Source organism: Lentzea sp. NPDC037011 (assembly GCF_055607425.1).
Genome location: NZ_JBVJRT010000016.1, coordinates 26,763 through 51,995, shown reverse-complemented (window position 1 = coordinate 51,995; position 25,233 = coordinate 26,763). Strand labels below are relative to the sequence as shown.

Below are 25,233 nucleotides of genomic sequence, written 5' to 3'. Positions count from 1 at the left end.
TGGCGGCCGCGCGCCGTCCACCGGGCGAGGCCGCCCTCAGGCACTGCCCGGTGCCACCCCGGAGCTCCCCCGCACCACCAGTTCCGGCAGCACGTCCTCCACGTCCGTCGGCACCGCGCCGCCCAGCACCGCCAGCAGTGCCCGAGCCGCCCGTGCCCCGAACGCGAACGTGTCCCGCGACAGGGCCGTCAGCCGCCCGTGCTGGCACAGGACCGAGTCGTCCCAGGCGACGATCGACAGCCGTTGCGGCACCGCCACCCCCAGCGCACCGGCGACCTCGGCCCCGGCCACCGCCATCACGTCGTTGTCGTACACGATCGCGGTGGGCGGTTCGGCCGCTCCCAGCAGCTCCCGCGTGGCCGAGGCCCCGGACTCGGCGGTGTAGTCCCCGTACACCACGACACCGTCCACGACGGACGAGGAGAACGCCGCGTCCCGCCGCACCGTGTGCAGCAGCGACGGCAACCCGGCCACGCGCGCGATCCGCCGGTGGCCCAACGACTTCAGGTGCGACACGACCGACGTCATCGCCGCGTAGTCGTCGGCCCACACCGAAGCCAGCGCTCCGTGGTGCCCCGCGCCGCCGACCACGACCGCCGGCATCCCGAGCGACGACATCAGCTCCACCCGCGGGTCCGACACCAGCAGGTCGACGAGGAACACCCCGTCGACCCGGTGTTCGGCGAACCACCGTTCGTAGAGCGCGATCTCCTCGGCGCGCGACGACACCACCTGAAGCAGCAGCGCGCACGACATCTCCGACTGCATGCCGGCGATCAGCTGGAAGAAGAACGCCTCGTCCCCCAACGCGCGCGGTGGGCGCACCAGGACCAACCCGACCGCGTCGGCGGAGGCGGAGGACAACGCGCGCGCGGTCGCGGAGGGGCGATAGCCCAGGGACGAGGCCACGGCCAGCACGCGGGCGCGGGTCGTCTCGGACACGCCGGAGCGGCCGTTCAGCGCCAGTGACGCGGCGCCCTTGGACACGCCGGCGGCCGCCGCGATGTCCTTGATCGTTGGCCTCTTCACCGCTGCGCACCCTGTCCGGAACGAGACAACAAGACGGTCGGAGGCTAGCCGCAGATAAACCGGTTTAGCTAGGGTCCGCCAGCAAGGAGGTGGCTGTTGATGAAGAGGCGCACGTTCCTCGCGGGCCTGGCGGCGGTGCCCGTGGCGGGATGCGGACTGTCCGGCACACCGAACACAGGCTCATCGGCGTCGGGCCAGGTCACGGGCGAGATCACGGTCCAGACCTGGTCCCTCAAGCCCAAGTACACCGACTACGTCAACGGTGTCGTCGACGCTTTCCAGAAGCGGCACCGGGGCACCACCGTGAAGTGGGTCGACCAGCCCGCGGACGGCTACCTGGCCAAGGTCATGGCGGACGCGAGCGCCGGGAGCCTGCCCGACGTCATCAACGTCCCGCCGGACCTCAGCTTCCCGCTCGCCAAGGCGGGGCAGCTCGTCAACCTCGACGAGAACCTCAAGGACGCCAGGCAGGAGTACCTGGCGAACGCCTGGCAGGCGTTCGAGATCCCCGGCAAGGGCGGCTGCTACGGGTTCCCCTGGTACCTCAACACCGGGCCGATCTTCTACAACAAGGCCCTGTTCCAGCAGGCCGGTCTCGACCCGAGCAAGCCGCCGACGAACTTCAAGGAGCTTGAAGTCACGGCCCTCAAGCTCGCCGAGAAGAAGATCGCGATCCTCGGCCAGACCCCGAGCATCGCCGACTTCGGGCTGTACGGCGTGAAGCTGTTCGAGAACGACAGGTTCACCTTCAACGAACCCAAGGGCGTCGAGTTCGTCGAGAGCTACAAGCGCATGTACGACGCGGGCGCGCTCATCCCCGAGGCGCTCACGCAGAACTACACCGGCGCCGGCGCGAAGTTCATGGCGCAGCAGACCGCGATGAACCCCGGCAGCGCCTACGACCTCGGCAAGTTCAAGACCGACGCGCCCAGCCTCCACGCGAACATCGGCATCACCACGCCCATCACGAACACGGGCAGCGCCAACATGTTCCTGCACGGCGTCAGCGTGCCGAAGAGCAGCAAGAACCAGGCGACGGCACTGGCTTTCGGCCGGTTCCTCACCAACGCCGAGAACCAGGTGGCGTTCGCGAAGCTCGCCTCGATCTTCCCCAGCACCAGCAGGGGCGGCGACGACCCGTACTTCACCACCGAGGACGGCACGGACGAGGCACGCGTGCGCGTCGCCGCGGCCAAGCAGCTCAAGACGGCGGTGAACTACACGCCGGTGCAGTTCAGCGACCAGATGCGCGAGGCGCTGCTGCAACAGCTCGCGGACGCCATGCTCGGCAAGAAGTCGCCGAAGCAGGCACTCGACGACGCCGTCACCGAGTGCAACCGGCTGCTGAGGTGACGCACCGCCCGTACACGCCGTGGCTGTTCCTGGCGCCAGGACTGGCCATCTGCTCGCTGTTCGTGATCTTCCCGTTCCTGAACATGATCGTGCTCGCGTTCACCGACGCGAGCGCACTGGGCGGCGGCACGTTCACCGGCGTGGACAACTTCGTTCGGATGGCCCAGGACCCCAGGTTCTGGGCCGCCGCGCGCAACAGCCTGCTGTACATGGCGGGCGTCGTGCCCCCGCTGGTGCTGCTGCCGCTGCTGGTCGCGGTGCTCGCGCAGAAGGTCGTGCCGGGCATCGGGGTCTTCCGGACGGCGTTCTTCACGCCGGTGATCGCGTCCACGGTCGTGGTCGGGCTCATCTGGACGTGGCTGCTCGACAGCCGCGGCCTGGTGAACAGCGTGGTCGAGGCGCTGGGCGGTGACCGGGTCCCGTTCCTGACCGACTCCGGCCTGCTCCTCGTCAGCTCGATGGTCGTCACGGTCTGGCGCGGCCTGGGCTACTACATGGTGATCTACCTGGCCGCGCTCGCGAACGTGCCGAAGGACCTGCACGAGGCCGCGATGGTCGACGGCGCGGGACCGGTCAGGAGGTTCTGGTCGGTCACCGTGCCGAGCCTGCGGCCGACGATGGTTCTGGTCGCGGCGCTGAGCGCGGTCAACGGGTTCCGCGTGTTCTCCGAGGTCCACCTGCTGTCCGGCGGCACCGGCGGGCCGGGCGGGGCGAGCACCACGCTGGTGATGCTCATCCAGTCCACCGGCCGCGGTCTCACCGGCGAGGTCGGGTACGCCTCCGCGCTCAGCGTGGTCCTGTTCGTCGTCCTGCTGGGGCTGCTGCTGGTCACGCTGAAGCTCAACCGCAGGGAGGACCAGCTGTGAAGCGCGCCCACGTCCTCCTCGGCCTGCGCTACCTCGGGTTGCTCGCCCTTCTCGCGATCAGCGTCGGACCGTTCCTGTGGCAGTTCGCGACGAGCATCAAGGGGCCCGGTGAGGACGTCTTCGTCCCCGACTTCATCCCGGACGACCCGACGTTCGCGAACTACGCGGCCGTCGCCGACGTGGTGCCGGTCTGGTCGTTCGCGCTCAACTCGCTGGGCGTGGCGAGCGTCAACGTCGTCACGAACTGCCTCGGCGCCGCCATGGCCGGCTACGCGCTGGCGCGGTTGCGGTTCCGCGGCCGCCGGTTCGCCGCGGTGGTGTTCGCGAGCAGCATCCTGGTGCCGTTCGAGGCGATCATGATCTCGCTGTTCCTGGTGATGCGCGGGTTCGGGCTCACGAACACGCTCACCGCGGTCGTGCTGCCCGGTGCGGTCGCCGCGCTCAACGTCCTGTTGCTGCGCAACGCCTTCCTCGCCCTGCCCGCCGAGGTGGAGGAGGCGGCGGTCATCGACGGCGCCAACGCGTGGCAGCGCTTCACCCGCCTCGCGCTGCCGTCGGTGAAGGGCACGCTGGTCGTGGTGGCGCTGTTCTCGTTCATGTTCAGCTGGGACGACTTCCTGTGGCCGCTCATCGTCCTGAGCGACCAGGAGAAGTACACGCTCACCATCGGCCTGGCGTACCTCCAGGGCACGTTCGTGCAGAACCAGCGGCTGGTGGCGGCGGGCACGATCATCGCCGTCGTCCCGCTGGTCCTGCTGTTCCTGTTGCTGCAGAAGCACTTCTTCCGCGGAGTCGGAGAAGGCGCGATCAAGGGCTAAACCCGAGGAGTTCAACCTTGCGTTTCGGCGTGAACTACACCCCGTCCACCGGTTGGTTCCACCACTGGCTCGACTTCTCGCTGGACGACGTGAAAGCGGACTTCGCGGCGATCGCCGGGCTGGGGCTCGACCACGTGCGGGTGTTCCCGCTGTGGCCGGTGTTCCAGCCCAACCGGGGCCTGGTCCGCCCGAAGGCGGTCGAGCAGCTCGGCCAGGTGCTCGACGCGGCCCGCGAACACGGCCTGGACGTGCAGGTCGACGTGCTGCAGGGCCACCTGTCGAGCTTCGACTTCTACCCGTCGTGGGTGCAGACCTGGCACCGCGCCAACATCTTCACCAACCCCGAGGTGATCAGCGGGCAGAGGCTCTACGTCCGCACGCTCGCCGAGGCGCTGCGCGACAAGCCGAACTTCCTCGGCTTCACCCTCGGCAACGAGGTCAACCTGCTCACCGAGTCCAACCCGTGCATGCCCGAGCAAGCCGGCGAGTGGATCGATGCGCTGCTCGCCGAGTGCGCCGCGGCCGCGCCGGACCACCCGCACGTGCACTCCGAGTACGACGCCGTCTGGTACGAGAGCGAGCATTCGTTCCTGCCGGAGCACGCGGCCAACAAGGGCGCGATGACGACCGTGCACTCGTGGGTCTTCAACGGTACCGCGCAGCTCTACGGCCCGATGTCGCCGGAGAGCGTCCACCACGCCGAGTACCTGGTCGAGCTCGCGAAGGCGCACGCGAGGGACCCGCGGCGGCCGGTGTGGTTGCAGGAGGTCGGCGCCGCCCAGCCCGAGATCAGCGCCGAGCAGGCGCCGGAGTTCGCCGAGCGAACGCTTGCGAACGTGCTGACGTGCGCGGACCTGTGGGGCGTCACGTGGTGGTGCTCGTTCGACGTCGACCGCGCGCTGGTGGACTTCCCCGAACGCGAGTACGAGTTGGGGCTGATGACCACCGGACGCGAGGTCAAGCCGCTCGGCGAGGTGATCGCCCGGATCGCAGGGGAGACGCCGCCCGCGCCGGCCGAGCGCACGCCGATCACGTTGCACGGCGACCGGCCCTCGTGGGGTCCCGGTGGCGCCTTCTTCGAAGAGTGGATGGCCCTCGCGCGCACGGGTGTGCGGGCCTCGATCGAGTTGGGGAACTGACATGCACGACGAACGCGCGCTGCTGGAAGAACGCCTCAACCGCACGCTGAAGGAACGCATCCGCCCGGCGGTCTACGGCGAGACCGCGCCACTGGAGCTGGCCGTGTGGACCGTGCCGGACGAGCCGGTGCCGGTCGCCGAAGCCCTCACCGCGCACTACGAACCCGCGCGGGTCGGTGACGACTGGGGTGCGCCGTGGAGCACCAGCTGGTTCCGGCTCACCGGCACCGTCCCGGAGGCGTGGCGGGACGAGCAGGTCGAGGTGGTGCTCGACCTCGGCTTCACCCACCCCGGCCCCGGTTTCCAGTCGGAAGGCCTCGCCTACACCGCCGACGGCGTGCCGATCAAGGGCATCGAGCCGCGCAACACCCACCTGCCGGTCGAGGGCAGCGAGGTCCGCTACTACCTCGAAGCCGCGGGCAACCCGACGATCCTCGACTTCCACCCGTTCCTGCCGACCGCTTTGGGCGACAAGGACACCGCGGGCACCGAGCCGTTGTACAAGATCCGCAGGGCCGAGCTCGCGGTGTTCCAGCCGCAGGTCTGGCACCTCATGCTCGACATCGAGGTGTTGCAGGGCCTGATGGAGGAGCTGCCCGAGCACGACCCGCGCCGGCACAAGGTGCTGCACGCGCTGGACCGGGCGATGGACGCGCTCGACCTCAACGCGGTCGCGGAGACCGCCGCCGACGCCCGTGACCAGCTCGCCGGCGTGCTGTCGATGCCCGCCACGGCCTCCGCGCACAAGGTCTCCGCGATCGGCCACGCGCACATCGACTCCGCGTGGCTGTGGCCGCTGCGGGAGACGGTCCGCAAGTGCGCCAGGACGTTCTCCAACGTCACGAGGCTGATGGACGAGTATCCGGACTTCTACTTCGCGTGCTCGCAGGCCCAGCAGTACGCGTGGATGAAGGAGCACCACCCGCACGTGTGGGACCGCGTGCGCGAGAAGGTCCGCAGTGGGCAGTTCGTGCCGGTCGGCGGCATGTGGGTCGAGTCGGACACGAACATGCCCGGCGGTGAGGCGATGGCCCGGCAGCTGGTGCACGGCAAGCGGTTCTTCCTCGACAACTTCGGCGTGGAGACCGAGGAGGTGTGGCTGCCGGACTCGTTCGGCTACAGCGCCGCGCTCCCCCAGCTGATCAAGCTGTCCGGCTCGCGCTGGTTCCTCACGCAGAAGCTGTCGTGGAACCAGGTCAACCGGTTCCCGCACCACACGTTCTGGTGGGAGGGCATCGACGGCACCCGGATCTTCACGCACTTCCCGCCGGTCGACACCTACAACTCCTCGTTGAGCGGCGAGGAGCTCGCACGGGCGTCACGCCAGTTCGCCGAGCACGCCAAGGCCTCCCGGTCGCTGGTCCCGTTCGGCTACGGCGACGGTGGTGGCGGCCCCACCCGCGAGATGATGGAGACCGCGCACCGGGTCGCGGACCTCGAAGGCTCCCCGACCGTGACGGTCGAGCCGCCGCGCGACTTCTTCCAGGCCGCGCAGGACGAGTACCCGGACGCGCCGGTGTGGGCGGGCGAGCTGTACCTGGAGAAGCACCGCGCCACCTACACCACGCAGGCCAAGACCAAGCAGGGCAACCGGCGTTGCGAGCACCTGCTGCGCGAGGCAGAGCACTGGTCGACCGCGGCGGCGCTCCACGGCGCCGAGTACCCGTACGACGACCTCGACCGGTTGTGGAAGACCGTGCTGCTGCACCAGTTCCACGACATCCTGCCGGGCAGCTCGATCGCCTGGGTGCACCGCGAGGCCGAGGCGACCTACGCGCGGGTGGCGGCGGAGCTGGAGCAGCTCACGACCCGTGCGATCGACGCGGTCAAGGGCGACGGCTCCGCCGAGGTCGTCTTCGACGTGTTCGGCGGCGACGCGCCCAGGCCGTTCGTCGCGCCCGTGGACGGCGTGCTCGACAACGGCCGCCTCCGCGTGACGGTCGGCGGCGACGGCGTGATCACCTCCGTCCTCGACCTGGAGGAGCAGCGCGAGGTCCTGCCGCCGCGCGGGTGCGCGGGCCTGCCGCAGCTGCACAAGGACAACCCGAACCAGTGGGACGCCTGGGACATCGACCCGTTCTACCGCAACTGGCGGTCCGACCTGGCCCCGACCGAACGCGTCGACGCCGCCGACGCCGTGGTCGTGCGCACCGAGTTCGGCGACTCCGCGCTCACCCAGACGATCCGGCTGCGTGAAGGTGCCAAGCAGGTCGACTTCGAGACCGAGGTCGACTGGCAGGAACGCGAGAAGCTGCTCAAGATCGCGTTCCCGCTCGACCTGCGCGCCGAGGTCTCCACCGCCGAGACCCAGTTCGGCCACCTGCACCGGCCCGTCCACACCAACACCTCGTGGGAGGCGGCGAGGTTCGAGATCTGCGCCCACCGCTTCCTGCACGTCGGCGAACCCGGCTACGGCGTCGCGGTGGTCAACGACTCGACCTACGGCCACGAGGTCACCCGCACCACCCGCGAGGACGGCGGGACCACCACGACCGTGCGCCTGTCCCTGCTGCGCGCGCCCCGGTTCCCCGACCCCGAGACCGACCAGGGCCACCACCGCTTCCGCTACGCCCTCGTGCTCGGCGGCCTGCCGGAGGCCGTGGACGCGGGCTACCGGATCAACCTGCCGCCGCGGACCGTCCAGGGCTCGGCCGCACCGCAACCGCTGGTGCGCACCGGCAACCCGGCGGTCAGGGTCGAGGCCGTGAAGCTGGCCGACGACCGGTCGGGCGACGTCGTCGTCCGACTTTACGAGGCGCACGGCGGTCGTGCCCGCGCCTCGATCAGCACCTCCTTCGCCCATCGGGACGTCCAGGAGACCGACCTGCTCGAACGGCCACTGGGTGCCGCGGCCGCGGAGGTGGTGCTGCGCCCGTTCCAGGTGATCACCCTGCGGTTCACGAGGTAACGCGCGCGCTGCGCCGGATGGGGCAATTCGGCCGGAACGTGCAACGAACACCCCATCCGTCGCGATCTAGGGTCGGGGTACCCCTGCCATCAAGGCCGGGGTCTGGGGACTTGGGGGAACTTTCGCATGCCTTCCTGGAGATCAGCGGCGGTCGCGGCCGTCGCCCTGGTCGGGGTGCTGGTGCCCGGTGTGGCACACGCGGCACCACCGACCAACGACGACTTCGACACGCCCACCGTGATCAACGCCCTGCCGTACGTGACCGAACAGGACACGACGTCCGCCACCAAGGCGCTCGACGACCCGTACGACTGCACCGGTTACGTCGCAAGCGGTTCGGTGTGGTTCAGCTACACCGCGACCGAGGACGGCCTGCTGCGGCTCAAGACCGAGGGCAGCGGCCGAGACCTGGTGGTCACGACGCTCACCGGGCCGCGGCACGAGCTGCGCCACGTCGACTGGTACTCCGACGGCTGCAGCCGCAGCCGGACCGACCCGGTCACGTTCCGCGCGACCGCGGGCGAGACCTACCACTTCATGGTGACCGGGCAGAACGTGACCGGTGGCGCGCTGAAGCTCGCGCTCGACCGGATCTCCCCGCTGGCCAACGACGACTTCGCGAACGCGCAGCCGGTGACGTTGCCGTTCTCCACACCCGGTCCGGACTTCTCGCTGGCCTCCGCCCAGGACGCCGAGCCGTACGCGGCGGCCTGTCACAGCTCCGAGGGCCGGCCGTCGGTCTGGTACTCCTACACGCCCGCCCAGGACCAGTCAGTGGTCGTGCAGGTCAAGTCGAGCGGCGGCAGCAGCCCGGTGATCAGCGTCTTCGACGGCGCCGCACTGGGCGGGCTGGAACTGCGCAAGTGCACCGGGACGTCCGCCTACAACGGCAAGGCAGTCGGCCTCACGGGCGGCAAGACCTACTTCTTCCAGCTCGTCAGCAGCGCCGGCGACGACTCCCGGTTCACGCTGGAGCTGAAGGAAGCACCCGCGTTCACGACGAACCTCAGCTACTCCACCACGTCGGGTGGTCCGTCGGTCAACGACACCATCCCGTTCCGGGTCTACACCGGCAACGACTTCGACGACCCGGTGCTGACCGAGTGGGACTTCGGTGACGGCACCACGCTGCCCGCGAGCGAGGAGACCGACCGGAACCACCGGTACACCAAGGACGGCGTGTACACGGCGGCGATCCGCTCGACCACGTCCGACGGCCGCGTCTCCACCGACACCGTCGAGGTCACGGTCAAGACGCACGACGTCGGCATCACCAAGTTCACCGTGCCCACCTCGGCACGGGCCGGGCAGCAGAAGCAGATCACCGTGCAGGTGGGCAACACCCGGTACCTGGAGCAGGCCACGGTGAGGCTCTACAAGCACGACGGCGAGTGGTGGCGTGAGGTCGGCGTGCTGAAGCTCGACGTGCCCGCGCACCCGACGCGCAAGGTGAGCTTCCCGTTCTCCTACACCTTCACGCCGGAGGACGCGGTGACCGGCAAGGTGACGTTCAAGGCCGAGGTGAAGCTGGAGTACCCGGTGTACGACGCGAACACCGGCGACAACGAGGTGATCGCGATCGCGACCACCGTGCGTCCCGCACTCGCCGCCGCCGCCGTCCTGAACTGATCTGGGGGGATCATGAGACTGTCCATCAGAACGCGTGCGCTGGCCTTCGGTGCCGCGGCCCTGCTCGCCCTGTCCGTACCGGGTGTCGCGCACGCCGCACCGGGCAACGACGACTTCGACGCCGCTCTTGACGTCACCGCACTGCCGTTCACGGCCACCGTCGACACCACCGGTGCCACCAAGGCCGCCGACGACCCGAACGCCTGCAACTACTGGGGTGCGGGTTCGGTGTGGCTGCGCTACACCGCACCCGCCGACGGCTTCGTCCGGCTGGCCACGCACAGCGAGCGGTACGGGCCGTTCTACGGCGTCTTCACCGGCGAGCGCGGCGCGCTGACGCCGGTCGAGGGCGCCTGCACCGCGAACGGTCCGAGGGACGACACGTTCGCGGTCAAAGCGGGCACGACCTACCACGTGATGGTGGTCGAGTACTACTCCGGCGGCGGCCCGGTCCTGATCGACTTCCGCGGCGTTCCCGGCCTGTCGAACGACAACCGCGCGAACGCCGCGGCGGTCGCGGTGCCGAGCAGGCACGACGTCGACCTGCGGCGCACGACGGCGGAGCCGGGCGAGCTGTCCGCGAGCTGCGACCCGGCGGCGACGCAGTCCGTCTGGTACCGCTACGCCCCGACCAGCAGCAGGTTCGTCCAGGTCCTCGCCAGCGAGGGCGCCGTCAGCGTGTACCGCGCCGCCGACCTGTCCGAAGTGGACTGCGTGTCCACGGACGACAACGAGCGCAACGGCATGCGGTCGGTCTTCTCGGCCGAGGCCGGCGAGTCCTACCTGGTCCGGGTGGCGGAGACGCCCGCGGACGCGGAGCCGGCGTTCGTGGAGTTCAGCACCGCTGCGCCGCTGCGGCCGTGGCTGTCGCCGTACCCCAACAACCCGACCATCTACACCGACGTCGAGTTCGTGCCGTCCGCGGGTGAGCAGCGGCCGTTGGTCAGCGGCACCGTCTACTTCGGCGACGGCGGGTCGGCGCCGATCGTGCCCGGTGAGCGGATCAGGCACCGGTACGCGAAGGACGGTGACTACTCGGTCTCCGTGACCGCGACGACGTCCGACGGCCGCACCGGCAGCAGCGTGCCGGAGAAGCTGACGGTCGAGACGCACGACCTGGCGATCACCGCCCTGTCCGTGCCGGAGACGGCACGGGCCGGCCAGACCAAGACGATCAAGGCGTACGTGGCGAACCCCCACCACGACGGGAACGTCAAGGTCACGCTCTACAAGGTCAGCGCGAACGGCGCCCAAGGCCAGGAGATCGGCTACACCCTGCAGCGCGTGGCCGCTTCACCGACCGCCCGCACCGAGTTCGTGTTCGCGTACACCTACTCCGCCGCCGACGCCGCGGCGGGCCAGGTGACGTTCCGGGCGGTGGCCTCGTCCCCCGACTGGTACCAGGACGCGAGGCCCGCGGACAACCAGGCGCAGGCCACGACCACGACCGTGCGTCCCGGTACGACCGCGCGCGTGAGCTAGCACGCCTCAGGCGCCCGGGTGGAACCCTTCCACCCGGGCGCTTTCGGCTGAGTAAGGGGTCTCGCGGCGCAGCCTTGGGTGATCGTTCGATGTGAGGGGCCACCCCTCAGGGGCAACCTCGGTCTCGTCAACGAAGCGAACTGAGGAGCTGGTTCAGGTGGAGTGGACGCCCGAGGCGATCAAGGCCGAGATGGACTACCGGCAGGCGGCGCTGCGCGAGGACGCCCGCCGCGTCCAGGAGTACTACCGCAGCGGTGGCCGGCCGCGGTCGTGGTGGCACCGCATGACGCACCGCCACGAGCCTGAGGTGCCCAACGGGCACCAGGCCGCCTGATGCGTGAAACGGGTCGTGGGTGGTTCCTCTCGTCCAGGAACCACCCACGACCCGTGTCGGTCGTCAGGCCTTCGGCAGCCGGGCCTTGACCTTGTCGCCGTTGGCCTCGCCCCGCGTCCACCACTTCTCGTCAGGCCCGGAGATGTCCTCGACGCTGAGCCTGCGCACGGAGTTCGCCCGCCGCAGTCGCGCGGTGAGCTGGTCCTTGCGCTGGGCGAGGCGGCGGTAGACCTCCGGCGCGGGCGTCTCGTCCCGGCCCTGCCGGCGTTCCCGCGTGCGCCAGTTGCCGAGGAACTCGAGCGCCAGGTCGGCGAGCGCCTGCCCGGCGTGCGCGGTCAGCACGTCACCGGGCGTGGCGAACGTGCCGGCGTGGAAGGCGAGGTTCCGCGTGGCGTAAAGCCATTCCAGCAGTGCCGCGGCCGTGTCCTCCTGCTCCTGCAACCAGTCCGCGAGGGCGTTCGAGTCCGCGAGCCGCGACCGCCACAGCTCCACGAGGTCTGGCACCAGCCCGCCCTCGCTCTCCGCGAGCGCGGTGACGGCGTCCTGCGCGGCCTTCAGCCGCTCGTTCGGCCGGGGGTGCCGGACGAGCACCTCCAGCCACGCGTCGACGGACCTCAGGTGGTGCTTCACCCCGGTCGTCGGCACGTGCGCGTCGAGCGGTGCCCTCAGCTCGCGGTCGTGGTGGGTGACGACGACGTGCAGGCTGACCAGGTGCTGCCGCAACACCTGCAGCGCGCACGCCTTGGCCAGCCAGCCGATCCGGCTCGGGTCCAGCCCGGTCGCCTCCAGCGCGCTCCACGCGAGCCCCGCGGCCGCCATCGGCGCGTCGACCTGCCGTGCCAGGTTCGCGACCCGCATCGCCGACCGCAGCTCACCCGGCCAGTACGGGGTGAGCGGGTAGGCGTTGCCGACCGTGCGCTGGTGCTCCCCGCCGCGGGTCACCCGCCCGGTCGGCCCGCTGACCTGCCACACCGGCGCGATGTCGAGCTCCGTCAGCCGCTCCCCCGCCGCGTACTGGTCGAGCGCCTCGCTCAGCACCCGCCTGCCGAGCACCGCCGCGGTGTGCGCGTCCGCGGCCGTGACCGGCAGCCGGACCAGCGCCGACGAGCCGGTGACCACGTCCTTGAGGAAGTCGTCCTTCGGCAACCTGCTGCGGTGCAACGGTTCCTGCCGCGCCCCCGGCAGCAGCTCGTCGAGGTGCCGCAGCACCCTGGCCCCGCGCACGACCAGCGCCACCACGTGCCTGCGCGGCAGCGGCCACAGCACCTGCGCCAGGTCGTCCGGTTTCTTGAGGAACCGCAACAGGTCGGTGCGCAGGTGCCGCCCGTCCCGCCCGTGGTCGGCCGTGACGACCGCGACCTCGGCGATCATCCTGGCCCGCAACGGCAGCTCGACACCGTTCCACAGTGGAGCGAGCCACCGCTCGACCGCGGCCCTGAGCGCCTCGGGGTCGAGCTTCGCGGCAGCCGCGGCCGTGACGGCGGGGGCGAGCTTCTGCCCGTCGGCGGCGATGGCGGCGTCCACGTCGAGCAACGTCCGCCGTGCCTCGGCAAGCTCCTCCGCACCGCCGTGCGCGTACGCGGGCGCGGCGGCGTCCACCACCGTGACGGAGGTGCTGATGATGCGGCGCAGCAGGTTCCACCGCGGGTGGTCCTCGGCGGCGTGGCTGGCAAGGGCGGTCTGCGCGCGTTGGACGGCCAGGAACGCACTGCCCAGCCCGGCGACGTGCTCGCCAAGGTGCGCATCGGGGTCGAGCGCGCGCAGCACGCCCTGCAGCAACGCCCGCTGGCACCGGCTGAGCCCGGCGTCGTCGAAGGCCTGCCGCAGCCGGGCGTCGAGGTACTGGTAGCGCACGGACCGCACAGTAGTGACGTGGAGAAACGCTTTTCGCGGTCGTCGACCATCGGCGCCTCCGCCGACACCGCCCACGTGGAACACCTGCTGACCAACCGGGCGGACGCGACGTACGTGGCGCGGGTGCTGGCGACGTGGGCCAGCCGCTACCTGCGGGGGTGAAGAAGGCGAAACCCGCCGCAGCAGCACCTTCTCACCAGGCCACTAGCCGACAGCCTCGGCAAGGGCCGTCTCGTACTCCTTCGCCTGGGACGGCGTCAGCTGCTTCGACACCCGGACCAGCACACCGCCGGCGACGTAGTCGTACTCGGCGAGCATCGGCGTCTCCTTGCCGAAGGACTGGATGTAGTTCATGCGGGCCTTGGCAGCAGCCTCGTCGGCGAACACCTCGACTCCGCCGCCACGCAAGGTGTCGTTCTCCTTCGTGAAGGACACTTCCTCTGCTGCGATGCGGGTGTCGGTGAACGCGGTCTTGGACGTGTAGCCGTTCGGGCGCCCCAGCAGCTTGTTCGGGTCGTCCTCGGCGGTGAAGACCTTGGCCGGCTTCAGGCTGGGAATCTTCTCCGCCAGAGCGTCGGTGATCTCCTCGGCGGTCTTCGGCGCCTTCGTCTTGTTCTCGGCCTGGACCACCGGAGTTCCGATTGGTGTGGCCGGGCTGCTGTTCAACGGCGCACCGCACGCGGTGAGCAAGGCGGTGGCGAGGAAAGCAGCGGCGATGCGGTACATGCGCAGTCCTTCGCCGCTCGGAGGTCGGCTGTTACGCACAGCGTCCACGGACGAGCCGTTGCGCCACGAAGCGAAGCGGGGTGTCACCGAGCCCTGTGCTCACTCAAGGGAAAGGCCCCGACCCGCGTTTCCGCTGGTCAGGGCCGTCAATCGGGGCGACAGGATTTGAACCTGCGACCCCCCGCTCCCAAAGCGGGTGCGCTACCAAACTGCGCCACGCCCCGGTTGCACCAAGCTTACCGCCACCCGCTAAAGTATCGATCGCAGCCCCGACAACGGGCGGCAAGCGGGCGTAGCTCAATGGTAGAGCCCTAGTCTTCCAAACTAGCTACGCGGGTTCGATTCCCGTCGCCCGCTCGACACGAAGGGCCGAGTGCACCCGCACTCGGCCCTTTTTCGTGATGCGGCTCACATCGAGACGATCCCGACCTGCGTGCACCGCGCTCACCGCCACGCCCCCGTCCGGCCTGGCCGCAGGCCCCGAAAACAACGATCTTCGCCATGGCCGCGGAGGTAGGCTGCGCGACTGGGCACGAGAGGACCTGGTGGAGACGTGAGGCTGGAACAGATCGTCATCGACAGCAACGACCCGGCGACGCTCGTGCGGTTCTGGGCGGAGCTGCTCGGCGGTGAGCCCGTCGAGCGGGCGCTCGGGTGGGCGCACGTGGAGCCGCCGGGCGGGGTGCGGATGTCGTTCCAGCCGGTGCCCGAGCGCAAGGACGTGAAGAACCGGCTGCACCTCGACTTCCAGGTCGACGACATCGAGGCCGCCGTCGTGCGGGCGGTCAACCTGGGTGGCACGCGCGAGGGCGTGGTGCACACCGACGAGCAGGGCAGCTTCCAGGTGATGCGCGACCCCGAGGGCAACGAGTTCTGCTTCGTGCGCGACTAGCGCAGGTTCGTCCAAAGGCGATCACGAGTGGAAGGCCCGCCAGAGCGCCTCACCGAAGCGGACGGCGAGCACGACGAGCAGCACGCCGATCGCGAAGCTGATGAGGCACCGCACCACGAGCAGGAGCTTGGCGCCCTTCACCCCGACATGATTGACCGTCGCGCGCCAGGAACAACAGGGTCCAACGGGACCAATACCATCGCGGGGTGACCGACTGCCTGTTCTGCCGCATCGTCGCGGGTGAGATCCCGGCGACCGTCGTGGCCGAGACCGACACCACGCTCGCGTTCCGCGACATCGACCCCAAGGCCCCGACGCACGTCCTGGTGATCCCCAAGGAGCACCACCGGGCCGTCGGCGACCTCGACCCGCTGCTCGCCGGGCAGGTCCTCGCGACCGCGCACCAGGTGGCGAAGGCCGAGGGCGTCGACGGGTCCGGCTACCGGCTCGTGTTCAACACCGGGCGCGACGGCGGCCAGACCGTGTTCCACGTGCACTGCCACGTGCTCGGCGGGCGCGGCCTCAGCTGGCCGCCGGGATAGCCATCGCGCGCACGAACGCCGCGTCGACCGGGTTGCCGTGGCCGGGCACGACGATGCGCGGGCCGAGCGCCAGCACCCGGTCGAGGACGTGCCGCCAGTTCGCCGGCGTCGCGTCCGGACCGGCCTGCGCGGGAGCGCCCTCCTCGACCAGGTCGCCCGCGAAGACCACGCCGGCGTCCGGCACGTGCACGACCACGTCGTGCGAGGTGTGCGCGGGACCGAAGTGGTGCAGGTCGACCCGGCGGCCCCCGACGTCGAGCGTGGTGCTGTCGCGGAACGTGTGCGTCGGCGCGACGAGCCTGCCCGTGAACGGCTCGTCGTAGTACCGGGCGCGGCTTTCCAGCAGGCTCTCGTCGACCACGCAGTCCTCGTGCGCCCACACCTCGCACGGCAGGAACGCCTCCGTCGCGAGCACGTGGTCGAAGTGGTTGTGCGTCAGCACGATCCGCGACGGGCTCAGCCGCTCGGCCAGGCCCTCGTCCATGCCGGAGTCCACCAGCAGCGAATCACCCGATCCAGTGATCAGGCCGAGGGTGAGGTCCAGCTCGGCGTGCCGGAGCACGAACACGCCGTCCGCGATCTCGATCACCGGAAGACCCCTTCCACCAGCTGCGGCACGACCCGGCTGACCCCGAGGGCGACCGCCAGCTCGACGTCGGCGGCGTGCCCGTTCCCGGTCAGCTCCCGCCCCGACCCGCACTCCCGCACGGCCCGCACGACGTCGGCGTGCGTGAACGCCGTGATCGCGAGCTCCGCCTCGGGCGAGGCCTGACCCGCGGGCAGCCGGCTCGCGAGCGCCGCCAGCACCGCGCCGGCGCCCAGGTGGTCCTCGACGCACGGCCGCAGCGGGCCGAACTCGCGCGGCCCGGTGCCCAGGACGTCGAGGCCCCAGCGCTCGCCACCGGGCACCACGCCGACGACCTCGCCCAGCTGCGCGGCGCGTTCCGCGACGGCCTCGGCGTTGCGCAGGCAGGCCGCCAGCACGTGCGCACCGGTCGCCGCCGCGAGCGAGCTGAGGTTCGACCCGTTCGGCGACGGCAGCTCCACCAGCCCGGTCGCCCCGGCGAGTGACGCCGGTCGCGGCGTCCGCCCGGACTCCGGTCCCCAGCGCGACGGCCGGACCTGTCCCCCGTTGCCGACGACCAGGTCCACCGACGTCGTGAACGACAGCACGTCGACCACCACGAGCACGTCGCAGCCCTTGAGCGCGTCGATCCCCTCGGGCCCCCACTCCAGCCGCAGCCGGTACCCCTCCTGGCTGAACATGGGTACCAGCGTGTCAGACTCCGTGACGTGCGCGTTTATCTGGCAGCAGACCACGCTGGCTTCGAGCTGAAGTCCCACCTGTCCACGGCTCTCAAGGAGCAGGGTTACGAGGTCGTCGACGTCGGCGCCCACGAGTACGACGCCCTGGACGACTACCCGTCGTTCTGCGTCGACGCCGCCGAGCGGGTCGTGAACGACCCCGGCAGCCTCGGCGTGGTGATCGGCGGCTCCGGCAACGGCGAGCAGATCGCCGCGAACAAGGTGAAGGGTGCCCGCGCCGCGCTGGCGTGGAACGTCGACACCGCGCAGCTGGCCCGCCAGCACAACGACGCCCTGCTGGTCGGCATCGGCGCCCGCCAGCACACCGCGGAGGAGGCGACCGCGATCGTCGTGGCGTTCCTCGAGACGCCGTTCTCCGGCGACGCCCGCCACCAGCGGCGCATCGACCAGGTCAGCGCCTACGAGAACTCCGGCAAGACCGGCTGACCGATGCCAGAGGGCCACACCCTGCACCGCCTCGCGCGGCTGCACCAGCGCCGGTACGCGGGTGCCCCGGTGGCCGTCTCCAGTCCACAGGGCCGCTTCTCGGCGTCCCTTGTGGACGGACGGACGCTCGTGCGCGCCGAGGCGCACGGCAAGCACCTGTTCCACGTGTACGGCCCGGACGCGGTGGTGCACGTGCACCTCGGCCTCTACGGCACGTTCACCGAGCACACCCCGCCCGTGCTGCTACCGGTCGGCCAGGTGCGGATGCGCATGGTCGGCGCGACCCACTGGACCGACCTGCGCGGCCCGACGGCGTGCGAGGTGCTGAACGCCGACGAGGTCAAGGCCATCCGGGCTCGTCTGGGCCCCGACCCGCTGCGCCGTGACGCGCGGCCGGACCTGGCCCACGAGCGGGTCAGCCGCTCCCGCCAGTCGCTGGCCGTGCTGCTGATGGACCAGAAGGTCATCGCGGGCGTCGGCAACGTCTACCGCGCCGAGGTGCTGTTCCGGCACAACGTCAACCCGATGACGCCGGGTACCGAGGTCAGCCGCGAGCTGTGGGACGACCTGTGGAACGACCTGGTCGTGCTGATGAAGGACGGCGTGAAGGTCGGGCGGATCGACACCGTGCGCCGCGAGCACATGCCGCGGGCGATGAAGCGCCCGCCGCGCGTGGACCGGCACGGCGGTGAGGTGTACGTGTACCGGCGGGCCGGTGAGCCGTGCCTGGTGTGCGGCACCGAGGTGCTGACGAAGGAGCTGGCGGCGCGGAACCTGTTCTGGTGCCCCGTCTGCCAGGCCTGACACCCGACAACGACGGAGGCCGCCCCCGCGCGTGTGCGGGGGCGGCCTCGTGTCGTTCACGGCCCGGCTAGAAGTCGAACCCGCCGCCCATGTCGCCGAAGTCGAAGCCGCCGGAGTCGCCCATGTCGCCGCCACCGAAGTCGCCGCCCATGTCGTTCATGCCCGCGTCGGCGCCCATGCCCAGGTCGGCAGCGCCGTAGTCGCCGATGCCGTGCATGCCGGAGAACATGGCGTCCATCAGCAGGAACGTGCCGACGCCCCAGGCACCCGCCACGAGCGCGGGCTTCCACCACGGCTCGGAGTACCAGCCGCGGGGCACCGGGCGGCCGGCGACCATGCCGCCGGGGTAGTAGTACGGCGTGCCCGCGCCCGACTGCGGCGAGGCGGCGTAGTCGCGGCCCTCGACGGTGACCCGGCGGTCCTCGCTGACGGCACCGGCCTGCTTCTGGCCCGCGATCTCGGGCAGCGCGGGACCGGGGTCCATGCCCATGGCCTCACGCGCGGCGCGGACGTAGTGCAGGCCCTCCATCGCGGTCTGGGTGACCAGGCGGGCCTGCGGGATCGTGCGGGCCTGCTCCATCTGGGAACCGGCGGCGGTGAAGCGCTCGGAGGCGTCGGCCAGCGCCTGGGTGGAGGCGGTGTTGCTGCCGGTGAGGCTCATCACCTGACCACCCAGCCGCTCAACCCAGCGACGTGCCTCGGCCTTGGCGTCGTCGAGCTCCCGCGCCTTGCGCGCGTTGCTCTGGCTGACCAGGTAGAACACGCCGGCGACCAGCAGCACCAGCACAACGACCCACACGATCGTGCCCACGGTTTACCTCCCACGGCAGACAAACCGTCAACGAGCAAAAGCGGGCCAGAGTTCCGTTAGAACACCTCGGGGCAGTGCGGTTCGTGTGTGTTGAGGAACGCCAACGTCAGCGCGTCGACATGCCCTGGCGTGTGCTCGACCACGCGATGTGCTCGTGCGAGCACGGAAAGCCGCACGCCGCCGAGGTAGGCGCTGCCGAGCGCGGCGATGTCGAGCGACACGTCCGCGGGGTCCTCGGTGCGGGTGACGACCGCCTCACCGCCCTTCACCGTGAGGCGCCAGCGGCCCGAGTTCCACGGGCACAACGCGTCCTCGACGGCCAGCACGCTGTCCACATCGGACAGGTAGCGGCGCAGCGGCAGAGCGCGGTCCACGTCGACGATCCGCAGCCACAGCGCGTCCCCGAGCTCTTGGCGCACCTTCCGCGGGTCAGCGACCATGTGCAAGATCGGTTCATCGGTGGCGGTGTAGAAGGAGATCCGGGCCGCCAGGTCGACGTCCAGCAGGAACCGGTAGAGGTCCGCGTACGCCTGCTCGGTCTCGCACGCGAGCTCGCGCACGTGCAGCTCGTTGCGCGGCCCGCTGTTGTCCCACTCGTGCTTCACGCGGAACACCACGTACCCCTGCGGGTGCAGGCAGTAGCGGTAGGACGAGAGGCCGTTGCGGTCGGACTCGTCGTCGGACAGGTGCACGTCCCACGACCTCTCGACCCGGCTCAGCCAGCCGGTCCTGGTGCGGCGCACGCGGTCGTGGACCTCGCGCATGAACGGCAGCGCCTCGTCGCGCGTGACCTGCCGGATGCGCGCGTCGCCGACCCGCACGCCGGGGTGGAACGGCATGCGCGTCGGCATCGTCATCATCGACCGGCTCGACGCGTGCTCGCCGTAGCCGAACCGCCGGTAGATCCCGCCCTCCGACGCCCAGAGGATCGCGATCGAGTCGCCCGCTTCGTGCATCTGGTGCAGCTGGGTCTTCATCAGCAGCGATGCCACGCCACGGCGCCTGTGGCCGGGTTTGACGCCCACGACGGTCACGGCGCCGACCGGTGCGAGCGCGCCGCCGGGGACCGTGAGCTCGCGGCTGAGAATCCCGCCGGTGCCGATCATCTCGTCACCGTCGAACACCGCGTGGGTGCGGTCGAGCTCCAGCACCTTGGTCCAGCGGTGCTCGCTGTCGCGCGGTTCGTCGAGGAACGCCCAGGCGAACACCCGCCGGAAGTCGTCGAGGTCAGAGCGGTCGATGGTCCTGATGCTCAGCGTCGAGTCGGCCATGGCGGCAGTGATACGCCGCCACGGCCGGTTCCGCAGCTCATTTACCGCTGGATCGACTTGATCTCGCAGAACTCGTCGAGGCCGAACCTGCCGAACTCGCGCCCGTTGCCCGACTGCCGGTACCCGCCGAAGGGCGCGCTCGTGTTGAACGCACCGCCGTTGATGTCGACCTGCCCGGTGCGCAACCGCTTGGCCACGGCGAGCGCGCGGTCGGTGTCCGCGGAGAACACGGCACCCCCGAGCCCGTAGATGGTGGAGTTCGCGATGCGCACCGCGTCGTCCTCGTCCGCGTACGGCATGACCGACAGCACCGGCCCGAAGATCTCCTCCTGGGCGATGGTCATCTCCGGCGTGACCCCGCCGAACACCGTCGGCGCCACGTAGAACCCCTTCGGCAACGGCGCGTCCGGCCCACCGGCCGCCAGCTGCGCGCCCTCCTCGACACCCTTGCGGATGTAGCCGACCACCCGGTCCCGCTGGGCGGCGGACACGGCAGGCCCGATCCGCGTCGCCGGCTCCGCCGGGTCACCCGGCACGTACTTGGCCGCCGCGGCGACCGCCAACTGCACCGCCTCGTCGTGCCGGTCGGCGGGCACCAGCAACCGCGTCCACGCGCTGCACGCCTGGCCGTTGTTCATGAACGAGTTCCCGACGGCGATCTTCACGGCCCGCCCGAGGTCGGCGTCGTCGAGCACCACGCAGGCCGACTTGCCGCCCAGCTCCAGCGCGACCCGCTTGACCGTCTCGGCGGCCACCGCCGACACCCGCCGTCCCGCCCGCGTGGACCCGGTGAACGACACCATGTCGACGTCCGGGTGCGCCGCGAGCGCCTCCCCGGCCACCGGCCCGGTGCCGTGCACGAGGCCGAAGACCCCGCTGGGCGTGGCGCTCGTGACGATCTCCGCCAGCAGGTCTGCGGTCCGCGGTGCCAGCTCGCTCGGCTTGAGCACCACGGTGTTGCCCGCGGCCAGCGCCGGCACGACCTTCGCCACCATCTGCTGCAACGGGAAGTTCCACGGCGTGATGGCCGCGACCACCCCGACCGGCTCGCGCAGCACCAGCGAGTTGCCGATCTCCTCCGGCTCGAAGTACCCGCCCTCCAGCACGTCCGCGACACCCTCCGCGATCCCGATCGGGTTCGCGACCTGCACCTTCTGACTGAACGCCAGCGGCGTGCCCATCTCCCGGGTCATGGTGGCCGCGAGCTCGTCGGCCCGCTCCCGCAGCCCGTCGACGATCGCCCGCACCACCTTCACCCGCTCGGGCACCGCCGTCAGCGACCACGCCGGAAAGGCGGCGACGGCAGCGGCCACGGCCGCGTCGACGTCGGCCGGCGTGCCTTCGGCGAGCGTGCCGACGACTTCCTCGGTGGCGGGGTTGACGACCTCGATCACGAGAGCCCTCCAGACGGATGTGACAGGTTTGGCGCGGACGACGTCCAGACTGTCACATCGGGTGGGCGGTGGTCATCGGCCATGCGCACGCCCGCTCCGGTGAAACGGCGGTGGCGCCGCACCGGGTCGTGAAAGACCTCGGCGCGGCGCCACGTCCGCCGGCACCCCGGCAGAAAAGTCGCCCCGAAAATTCGCCGCGCGTCGACAAAGCCGCGGCACGGACCTCAGCTGAAGTCCAAGTCACCCGTTCGAGTGCGCTTCAGCTCGAAGAAGTGCGGGTAGCCGGCGAGCAGCCGGGCGCCGTCGAAGATCCGGCCGGCCTCCTCGCCGCGCGGGATCTTCGTGAGCACCGGGCCGAAGAAGGCGACGCCGTCGATGTGGATGGTCGGCGTGCCGACGTCCATCCCGACGGGGTCCATGCCGCGGTGGTGCGAGGCCCGCAGCTCCTCGTCGTACTCGGTCGAGTGCGCGGCCTCTGCCAGCTCCGCGGGCAGCTCGGCGTCGGCGAGTGCCAGCTTGATGACGTCGTCGAAGTCCTGGTTGCCCTCGTTGTGGATGCGGGTGCCCATGGCGGCGTAGAGCCGGGGCAGCACCTCGTTGCCGAACTTCTGCTCGGCCGCGATGGCCACGCGGACGGGACCCCAGCCCTTGGTCATGAGCTCCCTGTACTGCTCGGGCAGGTCGCGGCCCTCGTTCAGCACGGCCAGGCTCATCACGTGGAAGCTGAGGTCGATGTCGCGGACCTGCTCCACTTCGAGGATCCACCTGGAGGTGATCCACGCGAACGGACAAAGCGGGTCGAAGTAGAAATCGACCTTGGCCTTCTCAGCCATGGGTGCCCCTTCAGTCACGGTAGGTGGGGTTGTCCCCCCAACAGCCCAACCAGATCACCCCGTCATCTCTTCCCGCACGCCGGTTCCGTGATTGGATGCGGGAGTCATAACCATTCCCGACGACGTCAGCGCGTAACCACACGCGTGGCAGACGAGGTGAACAGTGGCCGCGCCCAACCTCACCCGCGACCAGGCCCAGGAACGTTCTGGGCTGCTGGAAGTGGAGTCCTACCGGATCGAGCTGGACCTGACCGACGGCGGCGGAAAGCCGGGTTCGGACACGTTCCGCTCCACCACCACCGTGGTGTTCCGCAGCCGGACTCCGGGTGCTTCCTCGTGGATCGACATCGTGGCGGCGACCGTGCACCGGGCCGTGCTGAACGGCGAGGAGATCGACGTCTCCGACTACCGCGAGGAGGACGGCGTCCGGCTGTCGGACCTCGCGGAGACGAACGAGCTGACGATCGAGGCCGACTGCCGGTACATGAACACCGGCGAGGGCCTGCACCGGTTCGTCGACCCGGTCGACGGCGGCGTGTACCTGTACTCGCAGTTCGAGACCGCCGACGCCAAGCGCATGTTCGCGTGCTTCGACCAGCCGGACCTGAAGTCGGTGTTCTCGCTGAAGGTCACCGCGCCGCACGACTGGAAGGTGATCTCCAACGGCGAGATCACCGGCACCGAGGACGGCGAGGGCGGCGCGGACGTGCACACGTTCGCCACGACCAAGCCGATGTCGACGTACATCGTCGCGCTCGTCGCCGGTCCGTACGCGGAATGGCGCGACGAGTTCGTGGACGGCGACTTCCGCATCCCGCTCGGCATCTACTGCCGCGCCTCGCTCGCCCCGCACATGGACCACGAGCGGCTGTTCACCGAGACCAAGCAGGGTTTCGGGTTCTTCCACCAGGCGTTCGGCGTGAAGTACCCGTTCGGCAAGTACGACCAGTGCTTCGTGCCGGAGTTCAACGCGGGCGCGATGGAGAACGCGGGCTGCGTCACGTTCCTGGAGGACTACGTCTTCCGCAGCCGGGTCACCCGCTACCTCTACGAGCGCCGGTCCGAGACCGTGCTGCACGAGATGGCGCACATGTGGTTCGGCGACCTGGTGACCATGCGCTGGTGGGACGACCTGTGGCTGAACGAGTCGTTCGCCACCTGGGCGTCGGTGCTCGCGCAGGCGGAGGCCACCGAGTACCGCCAGGCGTGGACGACGTTCGCGAAGATCGAGAAGTCGTGGGCGTACCGGCAAGACCAGCTGCCGAGCACGCACCCGGTCGCCGCGGACATCCCGGACGTGCAGGCGGTCGAGGTCAACTTCGACGGCATCACCTACGCCAAGGGCGCTTCCGTGCTGAAGCAGCTCGTCGCGTACGTCGGCCTGGAGAACTTCCTGGCGGGCCTGCGGGTCTACTTCGCCAAGCACGCCTGGGGCAACGCGACGCTCGCGGACCTGCTGGGCGCGCTGGAGGAGGCGTCCGGCCGCGACCTGTCGTGGTGGAGCGCGCAGTGGCTGGAGACCACCGGCCTGAACCTGTTGCGCCCCAAGTTCACCGTCGACGCGGACGGCAAGTTCACCGAGTTCGCCGTGCTGCAGGGCGGCGCACGTCCGGGTGCGGGCGAGTTCCGCACGCACCGCATCGCCATCGGCGTGTACGACGACGACGGCAGCGGCAAGCTGGTCCGCACGCACCGCCACGAGCTGGACGTCACCGGCGACCGCACCGAGGTCCCCGAGCTGGTCGGCGTGCACCGCGGCAAGATCGTGCTGGTCAACGACGACGACCTCACGTACTGCACGATGCGCCTGGACCCCGACTCGCTGGCCGGGCTGATCGACCACATCTCCGACATCGCGGAGCCGCTGCCCCGCACGCTGTGCTGGTCGGCCGCGTGGGAGATGACCCGCGAGGCCGAGCTGAAGGCCCGCGACTTCGTGAACCTGGTGCTCGGCGGTCTGCACGCCGAGTCGGAGGTCGGTGTCGTGCAGCGGCTCCTGCTGCAGGCCCAGACCTCGCTGTCGTCCTACGCGGACGACTCGTGGCGCGCGGAGGGCTGGCGCCGGTTCGTCACGAAGACCCTGGAACTGGCGCGGGCCGCGGAGCCGGGTTCGGACCACCAGCTGGCGTTCGTGAACGCGCTCGCCTCCTCGGTGCTGGACGAGTCCACTCTGGACGTGCTGCGCGGCTGGTACGACGGTTCCGCGGGCTTGGAAGGCCTTGAGGTCGACACCGACCTGCGCTGGCGCCTGCTGCAGGCCCTCGTCGCGCACGGCAGGGCGGACCTGCCGGAGATCGCCGCGGAGGAGGAGCGCGACCCCACCTCCACCGGTCACCGCCGCGCCCAGTCCACCCGCGCCCTGCGCCCGACGGCCGAGGCCAAGGACGAGGCGTGGGACCGGGCGGTCAACGACGACGACCTGCCCAACGCGGTCAGCGAGGCCATCATCGCCGGCATCTCGCACCCGTCGCAGAAGGAGCTGCTCGCGCCGTACGTCGAGCGCTACTTCGCCGACGTGAAGGGCGTGTGGGACCGCCGTTCCTCGGAACGCGCGCAGTCGATGGTGGTCGGCATGTTCCCGGCGTGGTCGATCGCGAAGTCCACTGTGGAGGCCGCTGACGCGTGGCTGGCCGACGAGCACCCGCCGGCCCTGCGCCGCCTGGTGTCCGAAGGCCGTGCGGGCATCGTGCGCGCCCTTGCGGCACAGGAGTTCGACCGCTCCTGACCGGTCCTGGAAGCCCCGCAACGCGTTCGCGCGGTGCGGGGCTTCCGCGTATCGTCGGCCGGCTGTTCACG

General features: G+C 70.4%; 23 protein-coding genes and 2 tRNA genes. 15 read left to right on the top strand and 10 right to left on the bottom strand.

Annotated elements, in window-relative coordinates; translation table 11 throughout:
• Positions 1–36: 36 nt before the first annotated feature.
• Positions 37–1,029, bottom strand: coding sequence for a LacI family DNA-binding transcriptional regulator (locus ACZ7CH_RS36370; RefSeq protein ID WP_360399505.1), 993 nt, complete (start codon positions 1,027–1,029; stop codon positions 37–39).
• Positions 1,030–1,128: 99 nt separating this feature from the next.
• On the opposite strand from ACZ7CH_RS36370, the gene ACZ7CH_RS36365 reads away from it, so the two are divergent.
• The 8 genes from ACZ7CH_RS36365 to ACZ7CH_RS36330 all read left to right on the top strand — a co-directional run bounded on the left by ACZ7CH_RS36365 (position 1,129) and on the right by ACZ7CH_RS36330 (position 11,558).
• Positions 1,129–2,382, top strand: coding sequence for an ABC transporter substrate-binding protein (locus tag ACZ7CH_RS36365; protein ID WP_458433945.1), 1,254 nt, complete (start codon positions 1,129–1,131; stop codon positions 2,380–2,382).
• Positions 2,379–3,248, top strand: a complete 870-nt coding sequence (locus ACZ7CH_RS36360; protein ID WP_470372156.1) for a carbohydrate ABC transporter permease — start codon at positions 2,379–2,381, stop codon at positions 3,246–3,248. The genes ACZ7CH_RS36365 and ACZ7CH_RS36360 overlap by 4 nt, the downstream gene beginning before the upstream one ends.
• The gene (locus ACZ7CH_RS36355) at positions 3,245–4,066 is read left to right on the top strand and encodes a carbohydrate ABC transporter permease (protein WP_470376012.1); all 822 of its coding nucleotides are present in this window, start codon (positions 3,245–3,247) and stop codon (positions 4,064–4,066) included. Before ACZ7CH_RS36360 ends, ACZ7CH_RS36355 begins: the two co-directional genes overlap by 4 nt.
• Positions 4,067–4,083: 17 nt before the next feature.
• Positions 4,084–5,205, top strand: a complete 1,122-nt coding sequence (locus tag ACZ7CH_RS36350) for a glycoside hydrolase 5 family protein (protein ID WP_470376011.1) — start codon at positions 4,084–4,086, stop codon at positions 5,203–5,205.
• A 1-nt stretch (position 5,206) separates the two neighbouring features.
• A complete protein-coding gene (locus tag ACZ7CH_RS36345) occupies positions 5,207–8,113 on the top strand; it encodes an alpha-mannosidase (protein WP_470376010.1) in 2,907 nt (968 codons plus the stop codon).
• A gap of 126 nt (positions 8,114–8,239) precedes the next feature.
• Positions 8,240–9,742 carry a PKD domain-containing protein gene (locus tag ACZ7CH_RS36340; protein ID WP_360399518.1) on the top strand — a complete coding sequence of 501 codons (1,503 nt, stop codon included), beginning with the start codon at positions 8,240–8,242 and terminating at the stop codon, positions 9,740–9,742.
• Positions 9,743–9,754: 12 nt separating this feature from the next.
• On the top strand, positions 9,755–11,224 hold the full coding sequence (locus tag ACZ7CH_RS36335) for a PKD domain-containing protein (RefSeq protein ID WP_470376009.1): 1,470 nt from the start codon (positions 9,755–9,757) through the stop codon (positions 11,222–11,224).
• A 157-nt stretch (positions 11,225–11,381) separates the two neighbouring features.
• On the top strand, positions 11,382–11,558 hold the full coding sequence (locus ACZ7CH_RS36330; protein ID WP_470372152.1) for a hypothetical protein: 177 nt from the start codon (positions 11,382–11,384) through the stop codon (positions 11,556–11,558).
• Between the two features lie 63 nt (positions 11,559–11,621).
• Here the strand turns inward: ACZ7CH_RS36330 and ACZ7CH_RS36325 are convergent, their stop codons facing one another.
• Complete coding sequence (locus ACZ7CH_RS36325; protein WP_470376008.1) at positions 11,622–13,412, bottom strand: hypothetical protein; 1,791 nt, start codon at positions 13,410–13,412, stop codon at positions 11,622–11,624.
• 18 nt (positions 13,413–13,430) lie between these two features.
• Here ACZ7CH_RS36325 and ACZ7CH_RS36320 point away from each other — a divergent pair, with 18 nt between their 5' ends.
• Entirely contained in the window at positions 13,431–13,574 is a 144-nt protein-coding gene (locus ACZ7CH_RS36320) for a hypothetical protein (protein ID WP_470376007.1), read from the top strand.
• A gap of 42 nt (positions 13,575–13,616) precedes the next feature.
• Here the strand turns inward: ACZ7CH_RS36320 and ACZ7CH_RS36315 are convergent, their stop codons facing one another.
• Together ACZ7CH_RS36315 and ACZ7CH_RS36310 are read right to left on the bottom strand one after the other, a co-directional pair.
• Positions 13,617–14,138 carry a hypothetical protein gene (locus tag ACZ7CH_RS36315; RefSeq protein WP_470376006.1) on the bottom strand — a complete coding sequence of 174 codons (522 nt, stop codon included), beginning with the start codon at positions 14,136–14,138 and terminating at the stop codon, positions 13,617–13,619.
• A gap of 150 nt (positions 14,139–14,288) precedes the next feature.
• Positions 14,289–14,362 (bottom strand) — tRNA-Pro (locus tag ACZ7CH_RS36310).
• A gap of 62 nt (positions 14,363–14,424) precedes the next feature.
• Here ACZ7CH_RS36310 and ACZ7CH_RS36305 point away from each other — a divergent pair.
• The 3 genes from ACZ7CH_RS36305 to ACZ7CH_RS36295 all read left to right on the top strand — a co-directional run bounded on the left by ACZ7CH_RS36305 (position 14,425) and on the right by ACZ7CH_RS36295 (position 15,572).
• Positions 14,425–14,495, top strand: a tRNA-Gly gene (locus tag ACZ7CH_RS36305).
• Between the two features lie 196 nt (positions 14,496–14,691).
• Complete coding sequence (locus ACZ7CH_RS36300) at positions 14,692–15,030, top strand: VOC family protein (RefSeq protein ID WP_470372150.1); 339 nt, start codon at positions 14,692–14,694, stop codon at positions 15,028–15,030.
• Positions 15,031–15,236: 206 nt separating this feature from the next.
• A complete protein-coding gene (locus ACZ7CH_RS36295; protein ID WP_360399547.1) occupies positions 15,237–15,572 on the top strand; it encodes a histidine triad nucleotide-binding protein in 336 nt (111 codons plus the stop codon).
• Here the strand turns inward: ACZ7CH_RS36295 and ACZ7CH_RS36290 are convergent.
• The gene (locus ACZ7CH_RS36290; RefSeq protein ID WP_470372149.1) at positions 15,553–16,161 is read right to left on the bottom strand and encodes an MBL fold metallo-hydrolase; all 609 of its coding nucleotides are present in this window, start codon (positions 16,159–16,161) and stop codon (positions 15,553–15,555) included. The two genes, ACZ7CH_RS36295 and ACZ7CH_RS36290, sit on opposite strands and share 20 nt — an antisense overlap.
• The gene (locus ACZ7CH_RS36285) at positions 16,158–16,838 is read right to left on the bottom strand and encodes a 2-phosphosulfolactate phosphatase (RefSeq protein ID WP_470376005.1); all 681 of its coding nucleotides are present in this window, start codon (positions 16,836–16,838) and stop codon (positions 16,158–16,160) included. Before ACZ7CH_RS36285 ends, ACZ7CH_RS36290 begins: the two co-directional genes overlap by 4 nt.
• A gap of 27 nt (positions 16,839–16,865) precedes the next feature.
• Between ACZ7CH_RS36285 and ACZ7CH_RS36280 the strand changes: the two genes are divergently transcribed.
• Positions 16,866–17,324: a ribose-5-phosphate isomerase gene (locus ACZ7CH_RS36280; RefSeq protein WP_360399556.1), complete on the top strand. Its 459-nt coding sequence runs from the start codon at positions 16,866–16,868 to the stop codon at positions 17,322–17,324.
• A gap of 3 nt (positions 17,325–17,327) precedes the next feature.
• Positions 17,328–18,128, top strand: a complete 801-nt coding sequence (locus ACZ7CH_RS36275; RefSeq protein ID WP_458433960.1) for an Fpg/Nei family DNA glycosylase — start codon at positions 17,328–17,330, stop codon at positions 18,126–18,128.
• A gap of 67 nt (positions 18,129–18,195) precedes the next feature.
• On the opposite strand, the gene ACZ7CH_RS36270 is transcribed toward ACZ7CH_RS36275, so the two are convergent.
• The 4 genes from ACZ7CH_RS36270 to ACZ7CH_RS36255 form a co-directional block, all read right to left on the bottom strand.
• Complete coding sequence (locus ACZ7CH_RS36270; protein ID WP_470376004.1) at positions 18,196–18,939, bottom strand: hypothetical protein; 744 nt, start codon at positions 18,937–18,939, stop codon at positions 18,196–18,198.
• A 56-nt stretch (positions 18,940–18,995) separates the two neighbouring features.
• The gene (locus tag ACZ7CH_RS36265) at positions 18,996–20,210 is read right to left on the bottom strand and encodes a GNAT family N-acetyltransferase (protein ID WP_360399565.1); all 1,215 of its coding nucleotides are present in this window, start codon (positions 20,208–20,210) and stop codon (positions 18,996–18,998) included.
• A gap of 41 nt (positions 20,211–20,251) precedes the next feature.
• The gene (locus ACZ7CH_RS36260; protein ID WP_470376003.1) at positions 20,252–21,604 is read right to left on the bottom strand and encodes an aldehyde dehydrogenase family protein; all 1,353 of its coding nucleotides are present in this window, start codon (positions 21,602–21,604) and stop codon (positions 20,252–20,254) included.
• 224 nt (positions 21,605–21,828) lie between these two features.
• Positions 21,829–22,437: a mycothiol-dependent nitroreductase Rv2466c family protein gene (locus tag ACZ7CH_RS36255; RefSeq protein WP_470372145.1), complete on the bottom strand. Its 609-nt coding sequence runs from the start codon at positions 22,435–22,437 to the stop codon at positions 21,829–21,831.
• A gap of 163 nt (positions 22,438–22,600) precedes the next feature.
• Between ACZ7CH_RS36255 and pepN the strand changes: the two genes are divergently transcribed.
• Complete coding sequence (gene pepN, locus ACZ7CH_RS36250) at positions 22,601–25,162, top strand: aminopeptidase N (RefSeq protein WP_360399574.1); 2,562 nt, start codon at positions 22,601–22,603, stop codon at positions 25,160–25,162.
• Positions 25,163–25,233 lie beyond the last annotated feature (71 nt).

Excerpts from the sequence above, each read along its gene's own strand:
- ACZ7CH_RS36365 (WP_458433945.1), top strand. The coding sequence starts at position 1,129 with ATGAAGAGGCGCACGTTCCTCGCGGGCCTGGCGGCGGTGCCCGTGGCG.
- ACZ7CH_RS36345 (WP_470376010.1), top strand. The coding sequence starts at position 5,207 with ATGCACGACGAACGCGCGCTGCTGGAAGAACGCCTCAACCGCACGCTG.
- ACZ7CH_RS36340 (WP_360399518.1), top strand. The coding sequence starts at position 8,240 with ATGCCTTCCTGGAGATCAGCGGCGGTCGCGGCCGTCGCCCTGGTCGGG.
- ACZ7CH_RS36335 (WP_470376009.1), top strand. The coding sequence starts at position 9,755 with ATGAGACTGTCCATCAGAACGCGTGCGCTGGCCTTCGGTGCCGCGGCC.
- ACZ7CH_RS36315 (WP_470376006.1), bottom strand. The coding sequence starts at position 14,138 with ATGTACCGCATCGCCGCTGCTTTCCTCGCCACCGCCTTGCTCACCGCG.
- ACZ7CH_RS36285 (WP_470376005.1), bottom strand. The coding sequence starts at position 16,838 with ATGTTCAGCCAGGAGGGGTACCGGCTGCGGCTGGAGTGGGGGCCCGAG.
- ACZ7CH_RS36275 (WP_458433960.1), top strand. The coding sequence starts at position 17,328 with ATGCCAGAGGGCCACACCCTGCACCGCCTCGCGCGGCTGCACCAGCGC.
- ACZ7CH_RS36265 (WP_360399565.1), bottom strand. The coding sequence starts at position 20,210 with ATGGCCGACTCGACGCTGAGCATCAGGACCATCGACCGCTCTGACCTC.
- ACZ7CH_RS36255 (WP_470372145.1), bottom strand. The coding sequence starts at position 22,437 with ATGGCTGAGAAGGCCAAGGTCGATTTCTACTTCGACCCGCTTTGTCCG.